This is a genomic window from Bradyrhizobium sp. SRL28 (genome assembly GCF_018596315.1).
In the GTDB taxonomy this organism is placed as follows: domain Bacteria; phylum Pseudomonadota; class Alphaproteobacteria; order Rhizobiales; family Xanthobacteraceae; genus Bradyrhizobium.
Genome location: NZ_JAHEAG010000049.1, coordinates 1 through 15521, shown reverse-complemented (window position 1 = coordinate 15521; position 15521 = coordinate 1). Strand labels below are relative to the sequence as shown.

At 58.2% G+C, this 15521-nt stretch carries 16 protein-coding genes, 1 tRNA gene and 1 pseudogene; 11 read left to right on the top strand and 7 right to left on the bottom strand.

The window, feature by feature from the left end:
* Nucleotides 1–368: 368 nt before the first annotated feature.
* Nucleotides 369–905: a disulfide bond formation protein B gene (locus KIP88_RS39985; RefSeq protein ID WP_214493628.1), complete on the bottom strand. Its 537-nt coding sequence runs from the start codon at nucleotides 903–905 to the stop codon at nucleotides 369–371.
* A 170-nt stretch (nucleotides 906–1075) separates the two neighbouring features.
* Here KIP88_RS39985 and KIP88_RS39980 point away from each other — a divergent pair.
* Nucleotides 1076–1160 (top strand) — tRNA-Leu (locus KIP88_RS39980).
* A gap of 223 nt (nucleotides 1161–1383) precedes the next feature.
* Nucleotides 1384–2748, top strand: a complete 1365-nt coding sequence (locus tag KIP88_RS39975; protein WP_214493627.1) for a site-specific integrase — start codon at nucleotides 1384–1386, stop codon at nucleotides 2746–2748.
* 34 nt (nucleotides 2749–2782) lie between these two features.
* On the opposite strand, the gene KIP88_RS48715 is transcribed toward KIP88_RS39975, so the two are convergent.
* Nucleotides 2783–2935 (bottom strand): helix-turn-helix domain-containing protein, encoded by a 153-nt coding sequence (locus KIP88_RS48715; protein ID WP_374226572.1) that lies wholly within the window; start codon nucleotides 2933–2935, stop codon nucleotides 2783–2785.
* 1183 nt (nucleotides 2936–4118) lie between these two features.
* A complete protein-coding gene (locus KIP88_RS39965; protein WP_214493625.1) occupies nucleotides 4119–4331 on the bottom strand; it encodes a hypothetical protein in 213 nt (70 codons plus the stop codon).
* Nucleotides 4332–4742: 411 nt separating this feature from the next.
* Between KIP88_RS39965 and KIP88_RS47145 the strand changes: the two are divergent.
* Nucleotides 4743–5162, top strand: a pseudogene (locus KIP88_RS47145) (SOS response-associated peptidase family protein); the annotation flags it as partial.
* 609 nt (nucleotides 5163–5771) lie between these two features.
* Here KIP88_RS47145 and KIP88_RS39960 read toward each other — a convergent pair.
* A complete protein-coding gene (locus KIP88_RS39960) occupies nucleotides 5772–6044 on the bottom strand; it encodes a DNA -binding domain-containing protein (RefSeq protein ID WP_214493624.1) in 273 nt (90 codons plus the stop codon).
* A gap of 705 nt (nucleotides 6045–6749) precedes the next feature.
* Entirely contained in the window at nucleotides 6750–7817 is a 1068-nt protein-coding gene (locus KIP88_RS39955; RefSeq protein WP_214493623.1) for a class I SAM-dependent methyltransferase, read from the bottom strand.
* A gap of 671 nt (nucleotides 7818–8488) precedes the next feature.
* Between KIP88_RS39955 and KIP88_RS39950 the strand changes: the two genes are divergently transcribed.
* Nucleotides 8489–8692 carry a hypothetical protein gene (locus KIP88_RS39950; protein WP_214493622.1) on the top strand — a complete coding sequence of 68 codons (204 nt, stop codon included), beginning with the start codon at nucleotides 8489–8491 and terminating at the stop codon, nucleotides 8690–8692.
* Between the two features lie 848 nt (nucleotides 8693–9540).
* On the opposite strand, the gene KIP88_RS39945 is transcribed toward KIP88_RS39950, so the two are convergent.
* Entirely contained in the window at nucleotides 9541–9876 is a 336-nt protein-coding gene (locus KIP88_RS39945; protein ID WP_214493621.1) for a GrlR family regulatory protein, read from the bottom strand.
* A gap of 638 nt (nucleotides 9877–10514) precedes the next feature.
* Here KIP88_RS39945 and KIP88_RS39940 point away from each other — a divergent pair.
* From KIP88_RS39940 to KIP88_RS39930, 3 genes are all read left to right on the top strand, one after another.
* Nucleotides 10515–10763 carry a hypothetical protein gene (locus KIP88_RS39940; protein WP_214493620.1) on the top strand — a complete coding sequence of 83 codons (249 nt, stop codon included), beginning with the start codon at nucleotides 10515–10517 and terminating at the stop codon, nucleotides 10761–10763.
* A gap of 760 nt (nucleotides 10764–11523) precedes the next feature.
* Nucleotides 11524–11787, top strand: coding sequence for a hypothetical protein (locus tag KIP88_RS39935; protein ID WP_214493619.1), 264 nt, complete (start codon nucleotides 11524–11526; stop codon nucleotides 11785–11787).
* A 146-nt stretch (nucleotides 11788–11933) separates the two neighbouring features.
* Complete coding sequence (locus tag KIP88_RS39930; protein ID WP_249791381.1) at nucleotides 11934–12500, top strand: MarR family winged helix-turn-helix transcriptional regulator; 567 nt, start codon at nucleotides 11934–11936, stop codon at nucleotides 12498–12500.
* Nucleotides 12501–13380: 880 nt separating this feature from the next.
* Here KIP88_RS39930 and KIP88_RS39925 read toward each other — a convergent pair.
* Nucleotides 13381–13614: a hypothetical protein gene (locus KIP88_RS39925; protein WP_214493618.1), complete on the bottom strand. Its 234-nt coding sequence runs from the start codon at nucleotides 13612–13614 to the stop codon at nucleotides 13381–13383.
* 225 nt (nucleotides 13615–13839) lie between these two features.
* Here KIP88_RS39925 and KIP88_RS39920 point away from each other — a divergent pair, with 225 nt between their 5' ends.
* From KIP88_RS39920 to KIP88_RS39905, 4 genes are all read left to right on the top strand, one after another.
* Nucleotides 13840–14061, top strand: a complete 222-nt coding sequence (locus KIP88_RS39920) for a hypothetical protein (protein WP_214493617.1) — start codon at nucleotides 13840–13842, stop codon at nucleotides 14059–14061.
* A 308-nt stretch (nucleotides 14062–14369) separates the two neighbouring features.
* Complete coding sequence (locus KIP88_RS39915; protein WP_214493647.1) at nucleotides 14370–14573, top strand: GDCCVxC domain-containing (seleno)protein; 204 nt, start codon at nucleotides 14370–14372, stop codon at nucleotides 14571–14573.
* Between the two features lie 200 nt (nucleotides 14574–14773).
* Nucleotides 14774–15037, top strand: coding sequence for a hypothetical protein (locus KIP88_RS39910; RefSeq protein ID WP_214493616.1), 264 nt, complete (start codon nucleotides 14774–14776; stop codon nucleotides 15035–15037).
* 48 nt (nucleotides 15038–15085) lie between these two features.
* Nucleotides 15086–15521, top strand: a 436-nt coding sequence (locus KIP88_RS39905) for a hypothetical protein (protein ID WP_214493615.1), incomplete at its 3' end; no start/stop codon positions are given.

Below are 15521 nucleotides of genomic sequence, written 5' to 3'. Positions count from 1 at the left end.
CGTACGCTTCAGGCGCGTACGTCTCGCGCCATTCACGTCCATCGCATCTCACCGCACGTTCGTGACGATCGCGAGCGTCCCTCATCTGCGGTGAGACGGGCGGAGTTATGCCGGTGATTTGCGTGAGAACGAAAGCGGAATATTTTTGCGAAAGGGGCTGGACAGGTTTTGGGTGATTTGCCCGTCGGGTTGATATGTCGCAGGCAACAGCCTGAAATTGTGCTTGCGCGAGGAGCAAATCAGTTCGCGGTCCGTAGGGTGGGCAAAGCGAAGCGTGCCCACCATTTGGATGCGCGATCGGTGATAGATGGTGGGCACGTCGCTAACGCTCCTTTGCCCACCCTACGAGAGCTACGAGAGCGACCGAGCTACGCCCGCTTCGCCGCCACGATGCCCCACACGGCCATCAACGCCATCGCCAGCGAGATCAGCACATTGTAGCCGGCGAGCGAGAGGCCGAGGAAGCGCCACTGCACCTCGTCGCAGCGGATCACTTTGACGCTGTCGAGACGCTGCAGCAGCGTGCCGGCGCTGCCGAGATCGACCACGGGACCGGAGCAATCGGTCGGGCCTTCCCAGAACTTCCATTCGACGCCGGCGTGATAGCCGCCGAGCCAGGCATTGGCGAGCGCTGCGAGCAGAAGCACCGCAAACCCGGCCAGCACGACCTGCCGCGGCGCCCCGCGCGAGGCGGCAAACGCCACCACGAGGGCGAGCGGCACGGCCAGATAATAGGCATAACGCTGTTCGAGGCAGAGCGGACAGGGCCGGATATCCAGCACGAGCTCGAAGAACCAGGCGCCCGCCAGTGTCGCCGCCGCGACGGCCGCAATCGCCAGTGCCGCAACGGCCGCCGGATCGGCGGCATGGCGCGCAGGCGAGGAATGGGCGGCTTCAGATGTCACGGACGTTCTCCGGAGCACAATTCATGCTCAAACAGGCAACAGCCGTCCTATCCCGCCGCCGCCCAAGTGTCGAGACACGCCACAATCACTTCCGCGCGGGTTGACCCGCGCAGGCCGCCCGCTATATTCCGCCCGCTTCGCCGCACCGGGCTTCTGCCCCGCGACCGAAGGCCCCTGTGGCGGAACTGGTAGACGCGCTCGACTCAAAATCGAGTTCCGCAAGGAGTGCTGGTTCGATTCCGGCCAGGGGCACCAACTAGGCTATTCACCCTCGTTCGCGATCGTTCGCAACTGTCCGCGCAGTGCTTGGAAGCCCTTGAAAAATAGGCCTTTTCGCGTACATCAGTGTTCGTCACTGTTTGTTCTCATCCGATCCCAGCCGTCCGAATTGTTGGTATTTTTGTTGGTATCGTGTTGGTATTCGGAGAACAAACGTTCACGGTGAATTCTGATAATCCGAACGAGGGAAATTGAGCAGATGGCCCGCAAGAGCGATGGCGCGAGCATAAACCCCAAGCAGATCAGGACCGACGTCGACTGCCGCACCGCTCGACCCAAATTCAACAATGGCGCGTGGAGCGCCGCCAAAATTTCCGACGTGACCGGCGGCGGACTCTATCTCTTCGTCACGCCGGACGAGAGCAGGCCCGGCAACGCTGCCTCCAAACTTTGGCGGTTGGGCTACCGTTTTCACGCGCGCCAGAAGACCTACTCCATCGGCCCTTACGGCAACGGCAAGGATGGCACGTTCTCGCTCGCGGACGCGCGGCGTGAACGCGACAAGGCCAAAGACCTGCTTAAGGACGGCAAAGACCCGAGCACCGAGAAGCAGCTCGTGAAGCACAGGCAGACGGCCGCGCGGCCTTTCGAGCAATGGGCAGACGAGTGGCTCGCGAAGAAGAAGATGGAGAAAGTCAAACGCGGCAGGATCGTCGCGGTGCGCGACCCCAAGACCATCGAGGTGCTTGAGCTGCGTGTCAGCTACGTCAAGAATCGCTTCGGCAAGCTGCTCAGGCAAGACATCAAGCGTCCGGACGTGCTCGCGTTCATGCGTTCATACGAAGCCAAGGGAAAACTCGAAACCCGCGACCGCGTGCGCAGCATTGGTGAGCAAATCTGCAACTATGCCGATGTCGAAGGCGACGGCTACAATCCATTCCGCAACCTAACTGGGCAGATGATTGCCAACATTTCGACGCCGCGTCCCGGCGTCACCGAACCACGTGACGTGACGCGAGTCTTCGAGCTCATCAGCGCACCGTGGAAGAGAGCGAGGTTTGGTGACGTTGTTGGCCTTGCCTTGCGCTTCGATGCGCTGACCATTCCCCGCCCCGGCATGGTCAATGAAATGGAGTGGAGCGAGGTCGATTGGGATGCCGAACGCTGGATCGTTCCAGCCGCCAAGATGAAGACCGGTTGGGACCATGTCGTGCCTTTGTCACGGCAGGCACTCGCAATCCTGCGGAGCGTTCAAAAGCTAACCGGCCATCGCCGATACGCGTTTTCTTGCTCGAAGGACGCGCCGCTATCGAACAACACGCTCAACAAGCGCTTGCGGCTGCTTGGCATTGACACCAAGACTGATCATTGTGCCCATGGATTCCGGACCACCTTCTCGACCCTGTCTCACCACGAAGAGATCAAGGACGCCAAGGTATGGGATGGCGACGTCGTCGAGCTACAGCTCGCGCATCTCGATAACTCCACTGTGGAAGGTCTTTACAAGAAGCACGGACCGCTCGCGCTGATCGGCTCGCGCACAAAACTGATGCAGCATTGGGCTGATCGGATCGACCACTGGCTCGATCCTAAGAAGGTGATGCCGACCAAGAGAGGCGCGTAGCGCCGAGTTACCTATCAGGCCGATTAAGGCTTGTTCAGGCCGGAATAGTTGTGTCCACAAGCTCAAGAAGCGACCGCACTATGACCAGGCGCCGACGGCCGATTGTTGTCGTGATAAGCTGGCCAGATCCTATCAACTCATAAAGCTTTGTGCGTCCCAAGCCCGTTACCGCGCAAGCTTCGTCCACCGTGCAGCTGAGTCGCTCGCGAAACGGGACCACTTTCCCGGGCCGATCGTTCGTGGGCGAAAACGGACTTCTGGAAGATCTCCGTCCATCCTCCTGCAGTGGGTCCCTTTGTTGCAGCGCGCTGTAGACAGAGCGGAATACAAAACGCAACAAGAAAGACACTTCAACAGCTCTGAAAAATTCGCAAACTGTGTTGCGGCAATTTCAATGGAGTTACGCCATATGCCATCAAGCTGTGGCAAGCTTCGGCGTATGTGGTGAAACCGTTCAATACGGCCACGGCCGCGCCACGACGCACGGTTTCCGCGCCGTCGCTTCCACGATCTTGAACGAAACCAACTTGTTCAACCGAGACTGGATCGAACGCCAGCAGAACGAAACGAAGTACGACGCGCCTACAACGCTGCGGAGTGGATGCCTGACCGTCGAAGAATGATGCAGTGGTGGGCGGAGCATATTACAGCGTTGGCTCTCGAAGGCGATAAAATCATTCCGTTATCGCGCGCGGGCCGCGGCCCATCTTTCGCAGCGTCGCCACAACACATCACTGCCATGGCCCTTGAAAGTAATAAGATCGTTCCGCTGCTGCGAGCAAGGTAGACCAGAGCTACATCGATCACACCGAAGCAGCGACTACAGTGTCCCTACGCACTGGCAGCTCGGTGTTCGCTATCGTGTACGCAGATGGTGCTCCCTAGGGAAGCCGGCGAGCCACTGACCGAGCATGGCGAGCCACGTACTCACACGGAAACTGGCCCGCGCCAGGGGCGGTCGCCCGCGCGCCGGAACGTCTTAGCCCGTAGCGAGTCCTCTTGAAGCGATCGATTCCGGTTTTGCTGTTGGATCGAACATGGAAAAGCGGCCGCCTATGCGATCTCGGCCTTCATCGTCGGCTCGGTCTTTGAATCCTTATTGCCGGCTTAAGCACCAGTGCGCCCGCTTTATGGATTTGCGCTGCTCCGAAAACCTTCACAGACTCAGACCTTGGCGCACCCAAGCGCGATGTCCGCTTTTGCGCCCATCAACCGACATCGTCTGCTTGGCGCGGCGCTTCCGAAAGCGGACACGTTGACGCGAAGCGGCGATGACAGAGCAGCGTCCGCCATCCCCGTCCATCCGAGCCAGGAACGTCGAATTACTGGCTCGAATTACGATTCGCATTAGACGCTTGTAAGTGGCGGCCTTAGCTCGGCGGCCTTAGACCGGGCGAGGAAAAGCCAACCGCGAAGTCCATGGCGGTTAAACCGCAAGCGGTGCAATTTGGGCGACGCACGGCGTCGCTTCGCCTACGCGCGATGAATTCCAGCTCCGCCGGGTAGACCGCCATGCTGTAGGGTTGGCTGCCGAGGCGGACGAACACCCGCCGCGGCCCGACCGTCGTAATGATGCCGGTCATTGGCGGATCATCCTCGCCGCGACGATAGACGACGGCTCGGCCTATTGCGGATTCGCTCGGCACTACCATGGGCATCCCTCCCAAAATAGTTTCCCTGCGATGAGACCTCAAAGTGTGGCGAGAGAAAAGTGCAGTTTGTGACAAACAGGGGACGTGGTTAACGGCCATCGGCGGGCTTTCGTAGCCATCGCGCGCTCGGCCCCTCGAAGTTTATAAGCGCCTTTATTATACCAAAAGGTGTGGGCATGATTCGGTCGCTTCGGCGGCGGGGCTTCGTCCGAACTCACACATCGACTCCCGCCGACGAACGAGGACAGGGGCTCGATCGCCGCCCGATCGAGCCCTTGTGCTGTGGCCGGCAATCCCCTGAAAGCCGAGAACTATAGTACCCATTGCGAGTAAAGTGGACATCCATACCGCGCGCGGTGGCTGAAGCCCGAGAACCGCTTCTTGGTGCCGTTCAACAGTTTCGCGGAATGCGCGCCTGAGCCGAACCCGGAAACTAAGAAGAAAGACGTGGTCTGGTTTGCGCTTGACGACAACAGACCGCTGTTCGCCTTCGCGGGCATCTGGACGACCTAGGATCGCGGCACCAAGTCGAAACCAATACCGGGCCCGCACGAGGTCTACAGGTTCCTGACCACCACGCCAAACGCGATCGTCGAGCCCATCCATCCGAAGGCGATGCCAGTGATCCTAACGACCGATGAAAGCGCGACGTTTGGATGCGTGCGCCATGGGAGAGGCCAAGGCGCTGCAGCGGCTTTTGCCGGAGACGCGCTGAAGATCGTCATGCGGGGACCTGACAAAGAAGATCGGACTGCCGCGTAACGGCATCCTCCTCCAAGCGCAATCTACCGTAAAAATGCGGAAGTCGTGCGACCGCCGCTTGGAATACCCACATCGGTAAGGTTGAGCAGTTAGCTTACCGCGCAACATGCGTTGCTCTATCGGGAAGTTGAGCTATCGATAGAACCGCCGGGCAATTGCCCTCGTCCGGTCCCCAAGCAAATCCGTTAGCGAGCATACTCCGCAGGCGGCTTTGTCTTCAAAGGAGCGCGCCACCGATGGCTGGCAAGTCTTGGTCTTTTGCAGATGATCGTCGCGTTATCGAACTCGCCAAAGCGTCGAAGTCCCTAGAGGAGGCCGCTCGTACCATGAAGCGCAAGCCTGAGCGCATTCGCAAAGTTGCAATGCGACTAGGCGTTTCATTCAAAACCGAAGCTAAGAAAACGTAATCTGACACCAGCACTGGTTCGGCTACTTCAGAGAACGCCTAAGATGAGTGCCCTGAAGGCCGGCTAATGGTTGCGGTAGCATCCGCCCTCAACGCTCTTCATCAGGAAGTACCCACTTGTACGGCATAACTCCCGCTGCTCTATCAACTTGACCATGCGGACAGGCGGCTTGTAGCGACGCGTGCCGCGAGCGTCGCGATGATCACGCGCTGCTTCGAAGCAGATGGCGATAACCTTGCTCGGTCATCCATCTGGCACGCGAGAGATGGCTTTCGAATGCCATCCGCGCCCGATCGGCCTCAGTGTCTGGGTCGATGCGCAGTACGATCCGAGCGACATCTCGCCAGTCGGCGCCTTCTTGATCAGCATCAAGCACGCGCATGTACGTGATCATGTGCTCCTCGTCATACTGGGTGAGGGCTGCGCCGGCTGGCGCTACGTCGGCGATGTGTGGATCGAGTGGCGACTTTTTCATAGGCGTTCTCGCGCGAGTGCGGCGGCGGCATCACACGCAGGGAACCCCGGCTCTGCGTCAGGTTTAAGTCAGGGGATCTCGATTTGCGGCGCGTGTCGCGTAAAGCAATAGCTGCAACCTAGGCTACCGCTCCTCATCCGGGTCTCTGCCCCGTCGTCGCAGAGCAATTTGCGGCCCCTTTATCGCGTTCTAAGCGTTGCAGCCGAAGCAAAATATTGGTTCGCCAGTTCCCTAAAGGAAATCTGAACAACCGTTAATGGAACCGGAACGAAAGTCCTTACCGCGGAATTATTGTTGCGAGACCGTCGCCCGCCGTTACGAAACGGCGCATGTCGCGGATAGCCAAAGGTCTTTGGACCCGCTGTTCAAGAACAAGCGCTCGCGCACGATAGCCAAAGGCGGCGGTCTCTATTCAATCTGCAAGACGGCTAGAGCTGACTGTGCGTCGGGAGAACTTGTTGTGCGAAACCACGTTGACATTGACACACGGCATAGTCTCGCGATCGTCCGAGAGATTGGCGAAAGACTAAGGTCGTCATTAAAGGAAGATCGAGAGTTGCCCGCTAATTTCAGAATGCAAATCGAACAATTGCGCCAATCAGAACAACAGGCGTTAGCGGCACTCGATCCTGCTCAATCAGTGACACGGCAGCATCGTAAAAGCTCCGCTGCCGTTTGAGACGTTCGGCGAACTAAAGAGGTTGCCTATAGTCGCGCCTCTAGGATCATATTGAAGGGCGTCTCCGCCGCTCGGCGCACACTGGAGAAGCCGCCGCTATGGATGACTTCACGTAGTTTCTTTTCACCCGCCTGAGCACCGAGAGCCGCCCCAACTTCTTGCGACCGTGAGGTAGGCAGGCAGATCATGGTCGAGCCGGCGTAATAGAGGCGTCCGACCGGGTTCAGGTTCTGCTGCAGCGTGTCGCCTGCTATCGGCTCCACGATCATCCAAGTCCCATCTGATTTCAGGGATTGACGGATGTGGGCGGCCGCGCCTGCGGGATCGCCCATGTCGTGCAGACAATCGAAGCAGGTTACGAGATCGAAGTCTTTGCCGGGATAGTCCTTGGCTAGTCCCACGGCGAATTGCGCGTTCGCGGCGACACCATGACTCTTGGCGTGTGCGGTTGCGTCACGGATCGAGTCGGGATGAAAATCGTAGCCCACGAACTGAGATTTCGGGAACGCCTTGGCCATCAGGACGGTCGACCAGCCGTGTCCGCAGCCGACGTCGGCCACGCGTGCTCCAGCCTCGAGCTTCTTCACGACCCCTTCCAAAGCAGGCAGCCAAGCCGAGACGAGGTTATTGTGGTAGCCCGGCCGGAAGAAACGGGCTACCGCGCAGAACATGCAGGTTGCTTGATCGCCCCAAGCAACGCCGGTGCCCGACTTGAATGCCGCCTGCACTTTGGGCTGATTGTCAAGCATTGCCGCCATGAGATCGAAGCCACCCATCATGTAGACAGGGCTCTCCTCGTTGGCGAACACCATGGCCTGCTCGGGTGGCATTTCAAACTTTGCGGTAGCGGGATCGTAAGACAGATAGTTGGAAGCTGCTTGGTGCGATAGCCATTCGCGCAGATAGCGCTCGTCGACCTTTGCAGCCTCGGCAAGTTCCGTCGATGTCATCGGTCCGTTGGCGTGGATGGCCCTGTAGAGTCCCAGCGTATCGCCAAGACGGACCATGGCGATGCTGGATGCGCCACCAAGATCCGACAGCATCTGGCCTATGAACGCATTGAGTTTGCCTTCATCTATGTTCGTAGCGGGCATGGACGTACCTCCTTCGTTGGTTACTCACTGAATCATCCGTTTCATTTGTCGATCTAACAGAAGCATTCGGCGGACGGGAGGCTGGTTACGGCCGCCAGCTGCACCACAACAGCCATCGAAGGTGTCCGCCATGAGGGTGTCGATTACGGCAAGGGTGTTAGTTGAGTTGGTGGCGATCTCTTACCCAAAGGGCAGCCCGTTCCTCCCTTGGGGGACCGAATCTGAGCGGGAGGCTCGTTGGAATGGTTCGAATCAGATGCCGATGACTCGGTCGCGCTCACAAACTCGGTCACGGCAGCGTTCGATGACCATTCCACGTAACTAACAACGGCGAAGGCAAGTGCGAGCAAGATGAGAAGCTCGACCACCACTGTGGTGCCTATTCCCCGCCAATGGATTTGGCTATTGAATAGTGGCATCGCTCGTCTCCCGAAACCGGGTTTGCGACGGCCTTAAATCAAGTCGCGATTTTCAAATGTGAACTGCCTCACGTGTCACGGTCACTTGATGCTGAGACAGAACGCCGGACATCTTTCTGCTTGGGAGGTTCCGTCGCGCAGTGAGCATCACTGGGAGCGGTGTTCACTATGGAACTGACCGCGGGGCGGCGGCATATTAGAAATCGGAAGCGCAAACCCTACGGTTGGGACCCGTAAGCAAGAGGTTGTGTCATGCAGCGTCGCCGCCGTTCCGTCCCTCACACATTTGAAGAGAATATCGCAGCCCAGAAGGCAAAGCTTGAAGCGCAAGTCGCCAAGCTCAAACCTGGCCCTCAAATGGACGCCCTTCTTGAGAAGATTAGCCAGCTTGATACAGCGGCCCACATGAGCGAATGGCTTTCGTCGCCGGGATTACAGCCGCCAAAGCCAGCATGAAATAAGGTCGCCTCAGTGGCGGCCTCTACGGTCGGTAAAGTCGGGAGAAATCCATCGGCAATCTCTTGCACCGCTAGCCGATGGTACAAGCTGCTCGAAGCTTGCTGCAACGGCAACGTCAAGCTGTCTTTATTGCATAAGCCCGCCCTACGGGGCTTTTTTGCTTTCATTACCCATTATAGGAAGTGCAGGCAATGCCCAACGGTTGATTGCTTCGGAGCGCAGTTCCACTTGCGCAGGAACCTTGCGTGCTGCTCAAAACTTCGTCTTGTCGCTGCATTCATTTCGCTTCACTCCTCGTACAGGCCATTGTGAGCGACATCGGCCTTGGTCACGGGCTACCCTCGCTCCATACCCTGTTGATTAGCCCCCGCCGTATGCTTCAAGTAGCGACGGGGGTTTTCGTTTTCAGGCAATGCCTGATCGGGCGGATTGCGTAGACAAGCCGAAACTCCTCCGGCGTCACTGCTCCAGCCGCTCCATCGCACCTTGCACGAGAGCTTCCGCGCCTGACCCTGTCGGCAGAGCTTCACCGCCATGCGTCCCATGACGAAAGCGATCCGTCGCGCGGAATCCTTGCCTCACGCAGACAAGTGTAACGTTCCGCGATAGCGCCAACAATCTGGCCTGGCGTCGCCCGCTCCGCAAGATCCTATGACTTGGCAGTATCCGCCAGCAATTGACCGGCCTTGTGGACCTCACCAATGCGATCCCGCTCAGCCTCGATCCTCTCACGTTCGACAATGTCTTCGACACGATCGATCAGAAGGCCACATAGACGGGCTTTCAACGTCGTCGCCGCAACCATGGCGCTCGCGTTCTTGTCATCCTTGGCACTGTTATGGAATCTAAATCGCTACCAGCAAGCGCAGCGTTGCATCGTATCGGACGCGCTGCTTGCCAACGAGGGCTGTGGCATCGGCCTCGACACCAGCGTCGTTGTAGGTCCCGCTGAACCTGATGTGCTGGACCCGTTCTGCCATCGGTCGAGTGGTCGGGGTGTGTTCTTGGCTAATCATTTCGCCTTTCCACTTGCCATCGGAACTGTCGTAGGAGCCCGTGTAAAAGACGAAGGAGTCGCCTCCGTGTATCTGACCATCGCGGAGTATCAGGACGCCACCAACTTCAACGTCCACTCCATCGATACCAACAGCGATCAACGAATAGAGCCCGTTTGTGATCATGATTTTTCCGCACAGCTACCGAGATCATAACTGACAGCGGCAAGATTGTCACCGAGACACAAAATACCGGCACGACCGGTAGTGATGGACTTACACAGCTGGACAATGTCTAGGCTGATCGGAGGTCATGAAGGCGCTGAACCGTCATGTCGAGCGGGTGTTCAATCCCGACCGCAAACCATTGGGCAAACGCAAGCTCAAGAGGGAACAGTGACCTTGATTGGGGACCGATTTGTTTGTGAGGCTTGCGGCAAATGCGGTGCCAATGTACGGCCGAGCTTTCCGCGCGCTCGCATGGGACATTCATGAAATACGCTACCGCCCGCCCCTACGCCGACCCGGAAAAAGCCGCCCGCCGAATCCTCCAACGCGGTTGAGCCTATTCAGGGCCGCATCACATCGAGAAGATCAACGAGCGGTTCCTGTTTCGTGACCGCGGCAGCCCGGCCGAGTACGGCGCGGGCCTCAAACTCGCAATCGAACGCGGCTGGCTCAAGATGCACGAGTCAGGAACTTTCGTCACCTTCACGCCGGCGGGCGCCGAGCTGTTCGCCTAAGGCCGGGTTTTCCTTTTGTCAGCTTGGAACGAACCAACGATCTGGTTCTTCTCTGGAGTAGAGCCGCCTGGAAGAGAGCCGATGCCGCACTACTATTTGGACTTGCGCGACGAGGACGATCTAGCTGTTGATGAAGAGGGGCTGGAACTGCAGAACGTCGCAGCCGTACAGGAGGAAGCCACACAATCTTTGGCGGAAATGGCTGGGGAGGCGTTCCGCGCGGCCAGCTATGATGGAAATCGAAACCACCGGATGGCAATTGAGGTCAGAGACGAGACCGGCCCGGTGCTTCAAGTAAATTTCACATTCGAAATCAATAAGCTGAAGTAGGATCCAAAGCCCTTCAGGGCTGGAGCCGCCGCGCCGAGCTGTACGCCTGAACGGAGGAAGGCCCCAGCGGCACCGCTGAGGCCTCTTATGCTGAGATGTCGGACCCGCCCAGGACCGTGAGGTTTTCGGGCACAACTACGTCAGATTAGGACACCAACAAAATACAACGCCGCCTTAGCGGAGTATGGCGCTTGGCGGCGTTGGTATTTCCATGGTCGGGCGCAATCCCGGCATCCTAAGCTTAGCAAGTACTGTGCCACAGTGGCATGACGGCATCGTCGGGATGTGCCCGGGTTCCTGTTTTTCCCGCCGGAACGATGGAGGTCAGCCTAATTTAATTCCGTATTATGCGGAGTTCATAATGCGCCAGCGGGGGCACGGGGAGCGTGATAACGTGATCCCGACCGTCACCATAGGTCCGCGCACTAAGCGGCCCGGCGCGCGACGATTCCGGACGACAAACGCCGGCCCCCTTAGCCACTGCGGTCATCGCCGGAATGGCTAATTCAGGCTGCGGGCGATTCTCAGAATGGGGCGCATGTCCCGCGAACAGAAAATCACCTTCGGAGCGATGCGCGTAAGCGGCGCCACGAAGATCCTTGTGCATTGCGTCTGCGGTTCGCGCAATCGAGATGGACGCCTGCCCCTGGCCTGATGATATGCGCCTCTCCGATATGGAGCCGCGATTCTCTTGCAAGGTGTGCGGCCATCAAGGCGCAGAGGTCCGACCAAGCTATGGGCCCGCAAGAATGGGCACTCGATGAAGTACGCCACCCACCGTCCCTACTCCGACCCAGAAAAGGCCGCACGCCGTCTCATGGAGCACGCTCAGGCCTTCGAACCCATTCAGGATGGCAGGATCTACATCGAGAAGCTCAACGGCCCTTTTTTGTTCGGCGACAAAGGCACGCCGGCGGAATACACCGCCGGCCTTGAGTTTGCGATATCCCGCGGTTGGCTGAAATTGCATGAGAGCGGCACGTTCGTGAAACTCACACAAATTGGCGCGGACATGTTCGCTTAACGTATCCCCAAGAGGCGTGGCCGCTGAATATAAAGTCCTTGAATGAGAGAGGCCGCCAACTGAGGGCAACTTACGATATTGTGTCCGGAGAACCATCTTAACGGTGCCCAATTGGATGATTTTGTTATTAAATCGGCTAAGCTGGTTTGTGTAGACTCGGGGCCACACAAGCCATGGCACAAGAACCTCGCAAGGGATCGGAATCGTCGAGCCGCGCCAACCGCGGAGGGACGAATGGGGTCGGCGGGAAGAATCACGACATCGCCAGGCAATTCGCCTGGGAGATCGCCGCCATCAATGTATATCTGCAGGAGATTCGTTATTTCTGGGCAAAAGCCCTCGGCGTCAGTGGCCCGCAATGGATCATCCTGATGGCTCTGGCCGATCTGGATCAGGGAGAGGGCGTGCCTGTGAAGGTCGTGTCAAAGATGCTCCATGTTGACCCGTCCTTCGTGACGACCCAGTCGAAGATGCTCGAGAAGAAAGGCTTCATGCGCCGAAAGACGTCAGCAGACGACGCCCGGGTCGTGCAGATGTCCTTGACGGATAAGACTTATAAGCACATCGCGGGCCTGGCTTCTCAGCAGGAGGAGCTCAACAGCTTCATCTTTGCCGAATTCAGTGATCGCGAGCTCAGCGAGTTCACCGGCAAGCTTGCGGCATTGAAGACCAGCCTCGAGAAGGCCAGCCAGAAGGTCGCGATGGGGATCTGACTTTTGCGGAGGTGTCAGGCCGATATCGATTCGAGGCGATCGGCAACCCAGTCACTAAGGCGCGCCGCCCGGTTATCTCATCCCCACATGAGTATGAGCAGCATCAGCAAGATGGGCACAAAAACGCCAAAGCCCCACAGCAGAGCGTGCTTCACGGTCTCGCTGCTCGAATGCCGGTTCGGCGCCATGAGGGCCAACCTCAGTTTCGCAACGCTCTCACTGTTTGAAGCGCCTGACTATGCGAAATGTACCCGGCCCGCAGAACTACGGTTCCACTCGGGGAATGCCGGACACGCAAGTCAGCAATAGTGTCACATGCCAAATCGACGTATGATGCAATGCGGCAGGGGCCGACTGGAACTGAAATTTGTGTCGTACTGGGAATGGGCGAAGTTGATCTCTACTGCGTTTCTCATTTCAGTCTGCACCGCTTCGCACTCTGGTGGTGGCTGATCAAATAGGACCATTGGTGCTAGGTAGCTTCGCCGATGGCTGACAACAGCCCTGGCAGCGCAAATTCGAGGATCCGATACGCTGCCCAGGTCGTCGGCGGTTTCCACGTTCGGGTAATAGGCCAGACGTCCTCGCGTGCGGTTGATCCGCAATTTCAGCCGGCGCGTTCACCGAGAGCCCGGTACCGGGTCTCCATCAAAGGTCGCCCGAGCCGGCGCACCTCAATCTCGAATCACGATCCCATCACGCTGCGGTAGCCTTTTCCTCGCTATCCTGATTGTGCGCCCTGGATGGGCCGCACAGGAAGGGACGGCTCTGGCGTACTCCAGCCCCACGCCGGGGCCGTTCTTTGACGCTCGTAATGCCCAGAATCCGCTGAGACGCTGGACTGAAGCCCGCGCTGAAGAACGCCCGCAACCCGGAAACTTTAAAGCGGCAGGGATCCTTGTCCCTCAGCCCAATCGATGATCTCGAACATCATGCCCCGTCTAAGCATTTCGGATTCCAAGTCCGCTGCGTGTTTCTTCCATTCTGGCGTGTCGCGGACCTTGAACGTGGGTTCGCCGCCCTGGCGTTCGGCCGCGTCATCGGCAGCCAAAGCACCACGGACGGCAGCGTACATCATCGTGAGGCTGTCATTCGTGAAGGCCTGATAGTTCATCGGGGCTCTGCTACGAAAAAGCCGTCGCTGGGGAATTCAGCGGCGGCCTTAGAAGGTCACGATCAGGGTGACCCCAGACGGTTAATCCGCAGCTTGGCAAGCTTCTTGCGATCAATGACCTAACGGCATTTGGACCCGATCCGTTGTGTCGAAACAAGCCATTTTTGGAGAACGCCAGTGAACAAGCTGCGTCATTCAGGGATTTCCACTTCAAGGACAAGCGCCGTGATCAGGTCCATGGTCGAGGAACTTAAGCGAACGATCCAGGTCCTACATATCGACATTTGCACCGAGGAGGATCGCGTACGGATTTTCGATAAGGCTGACCCGCTCTATTCGGTCCTGGCAAGGACGCTGACGTCCCGGCGCGACAACCTGATCATCACGGTCGCCGACCTTGAGAAACGCCTCTACACTACCACTCCAATCTCCGAGGCGGCCTCATAGGGTTGAGCTCTGGATAGGCCTACTGCGCCTTAGAACGGCTCGCACATGCGTTTGGATAGCTGCCTGCAGCTGAAGCAAGCCTCAGACGCTGAGGAACGTCAGCGCGTCTCTGGACGGGCTCTAGACACCGAGCTAGGCCTATAATTATCCTGAGGATGGGAGGTCCGGCACCCGACGCTTACGCTCGCGAGATGCGGGCGATCATCGACAAGCTTCGCGCCAAGCTCAATTGAGCCGGCGCGCCGAGAAGCGCCTCTCGGCAAAGCCTATTGCTCGACGTTCCGCTCAAACTGCACCATGATGCGGCCATGCAACTGCAATCAATGCTGACCTGCCCGACCTGCCAGCACCAAGCCACCGAAACCATGCCGACCAACGCCTGCCAGTTCTTCTATGACTGCAAGAGATGCGGTACCCGCCTTAAACCGCTCGCTGGCGATTGCTGCGTGTTCTGTTCTTACGGAACCGTGCCGTGTCCGCCAATCCAAGAGAACGGCAAAGGCGTGTTGTAGCTAAGGCGCCTGAGGCATCCTCTTTTTTGCAGCGTCAGTCTGATGGCACGACATGCCCCGCGGGGCTGACTACGTCCGCTCACGCGGGTAAAGCGGGGGCCTCGCAGCAGACACGCCGACTATACCGGCACGCTCCGATCCATATGGATTTCCTATAAACAGAGTCGATACGATGGCCGCCGAATACATGGGCTGCCAGAATGTCGGAGTTCGATAACAATACCCTGGTGAAGATGATGACAGCGATTGATCTAGGGTGCCGACATTTGTCCGGCAATTTCGATACCGTCCAAAATCGAACGCGCATTGGTGATGCGATCGTCGGCGCAGCTACGTCAGGCAAGCGCACTCTGGCTCAGTTTATCGACGTGGCGCTGCATGAGGTCGTAGCGATCATGGGTCCTAAGCCGTCGGCTATTCAAGCGATGATAGGCTGGCTGAAACGCTGCATCAAACGGGCTTAGCCTTCATCGCGAGACAGCCCTTCTGCAAGCTTTGTCAGCGACGCTGACTTGGGGCTCACCAGGCGACGATCGGCGGTAACCGATCGCGCCATCCGCCGTGCCGGTGAATTGCTTAAGCAAGTCGAGCCCGGAAAGCCTGGGCCGAAACCGGAATTGACTGTCGGTGCCGACACTCAATTCTCGCGTAAGGACATGGCTGAAAGGGCCGGCATGTCGCCGCGCCAGCATGTTACAGCGGTTCGCGTTGCGAATGTGCCTGTTGAAGATTTTGAGCGACAGGTCGAGAGCGCAAAGCCGCCAACGATCAGTCAGCTTGCGCAGCAGGGCATCAAGAGGCCTGCACCCAAACCGGTGATCGATCTCAAGGGGCGGGCCACGGACAAACTTACCAGGGACCGCCTTCTGGAAAATGGCCCGGGATTTGAACCAGAAGTTGAAGCAGTAAGGCCGCCTCATGTGTGGATGGCCCCCGATTTGCAAGAGT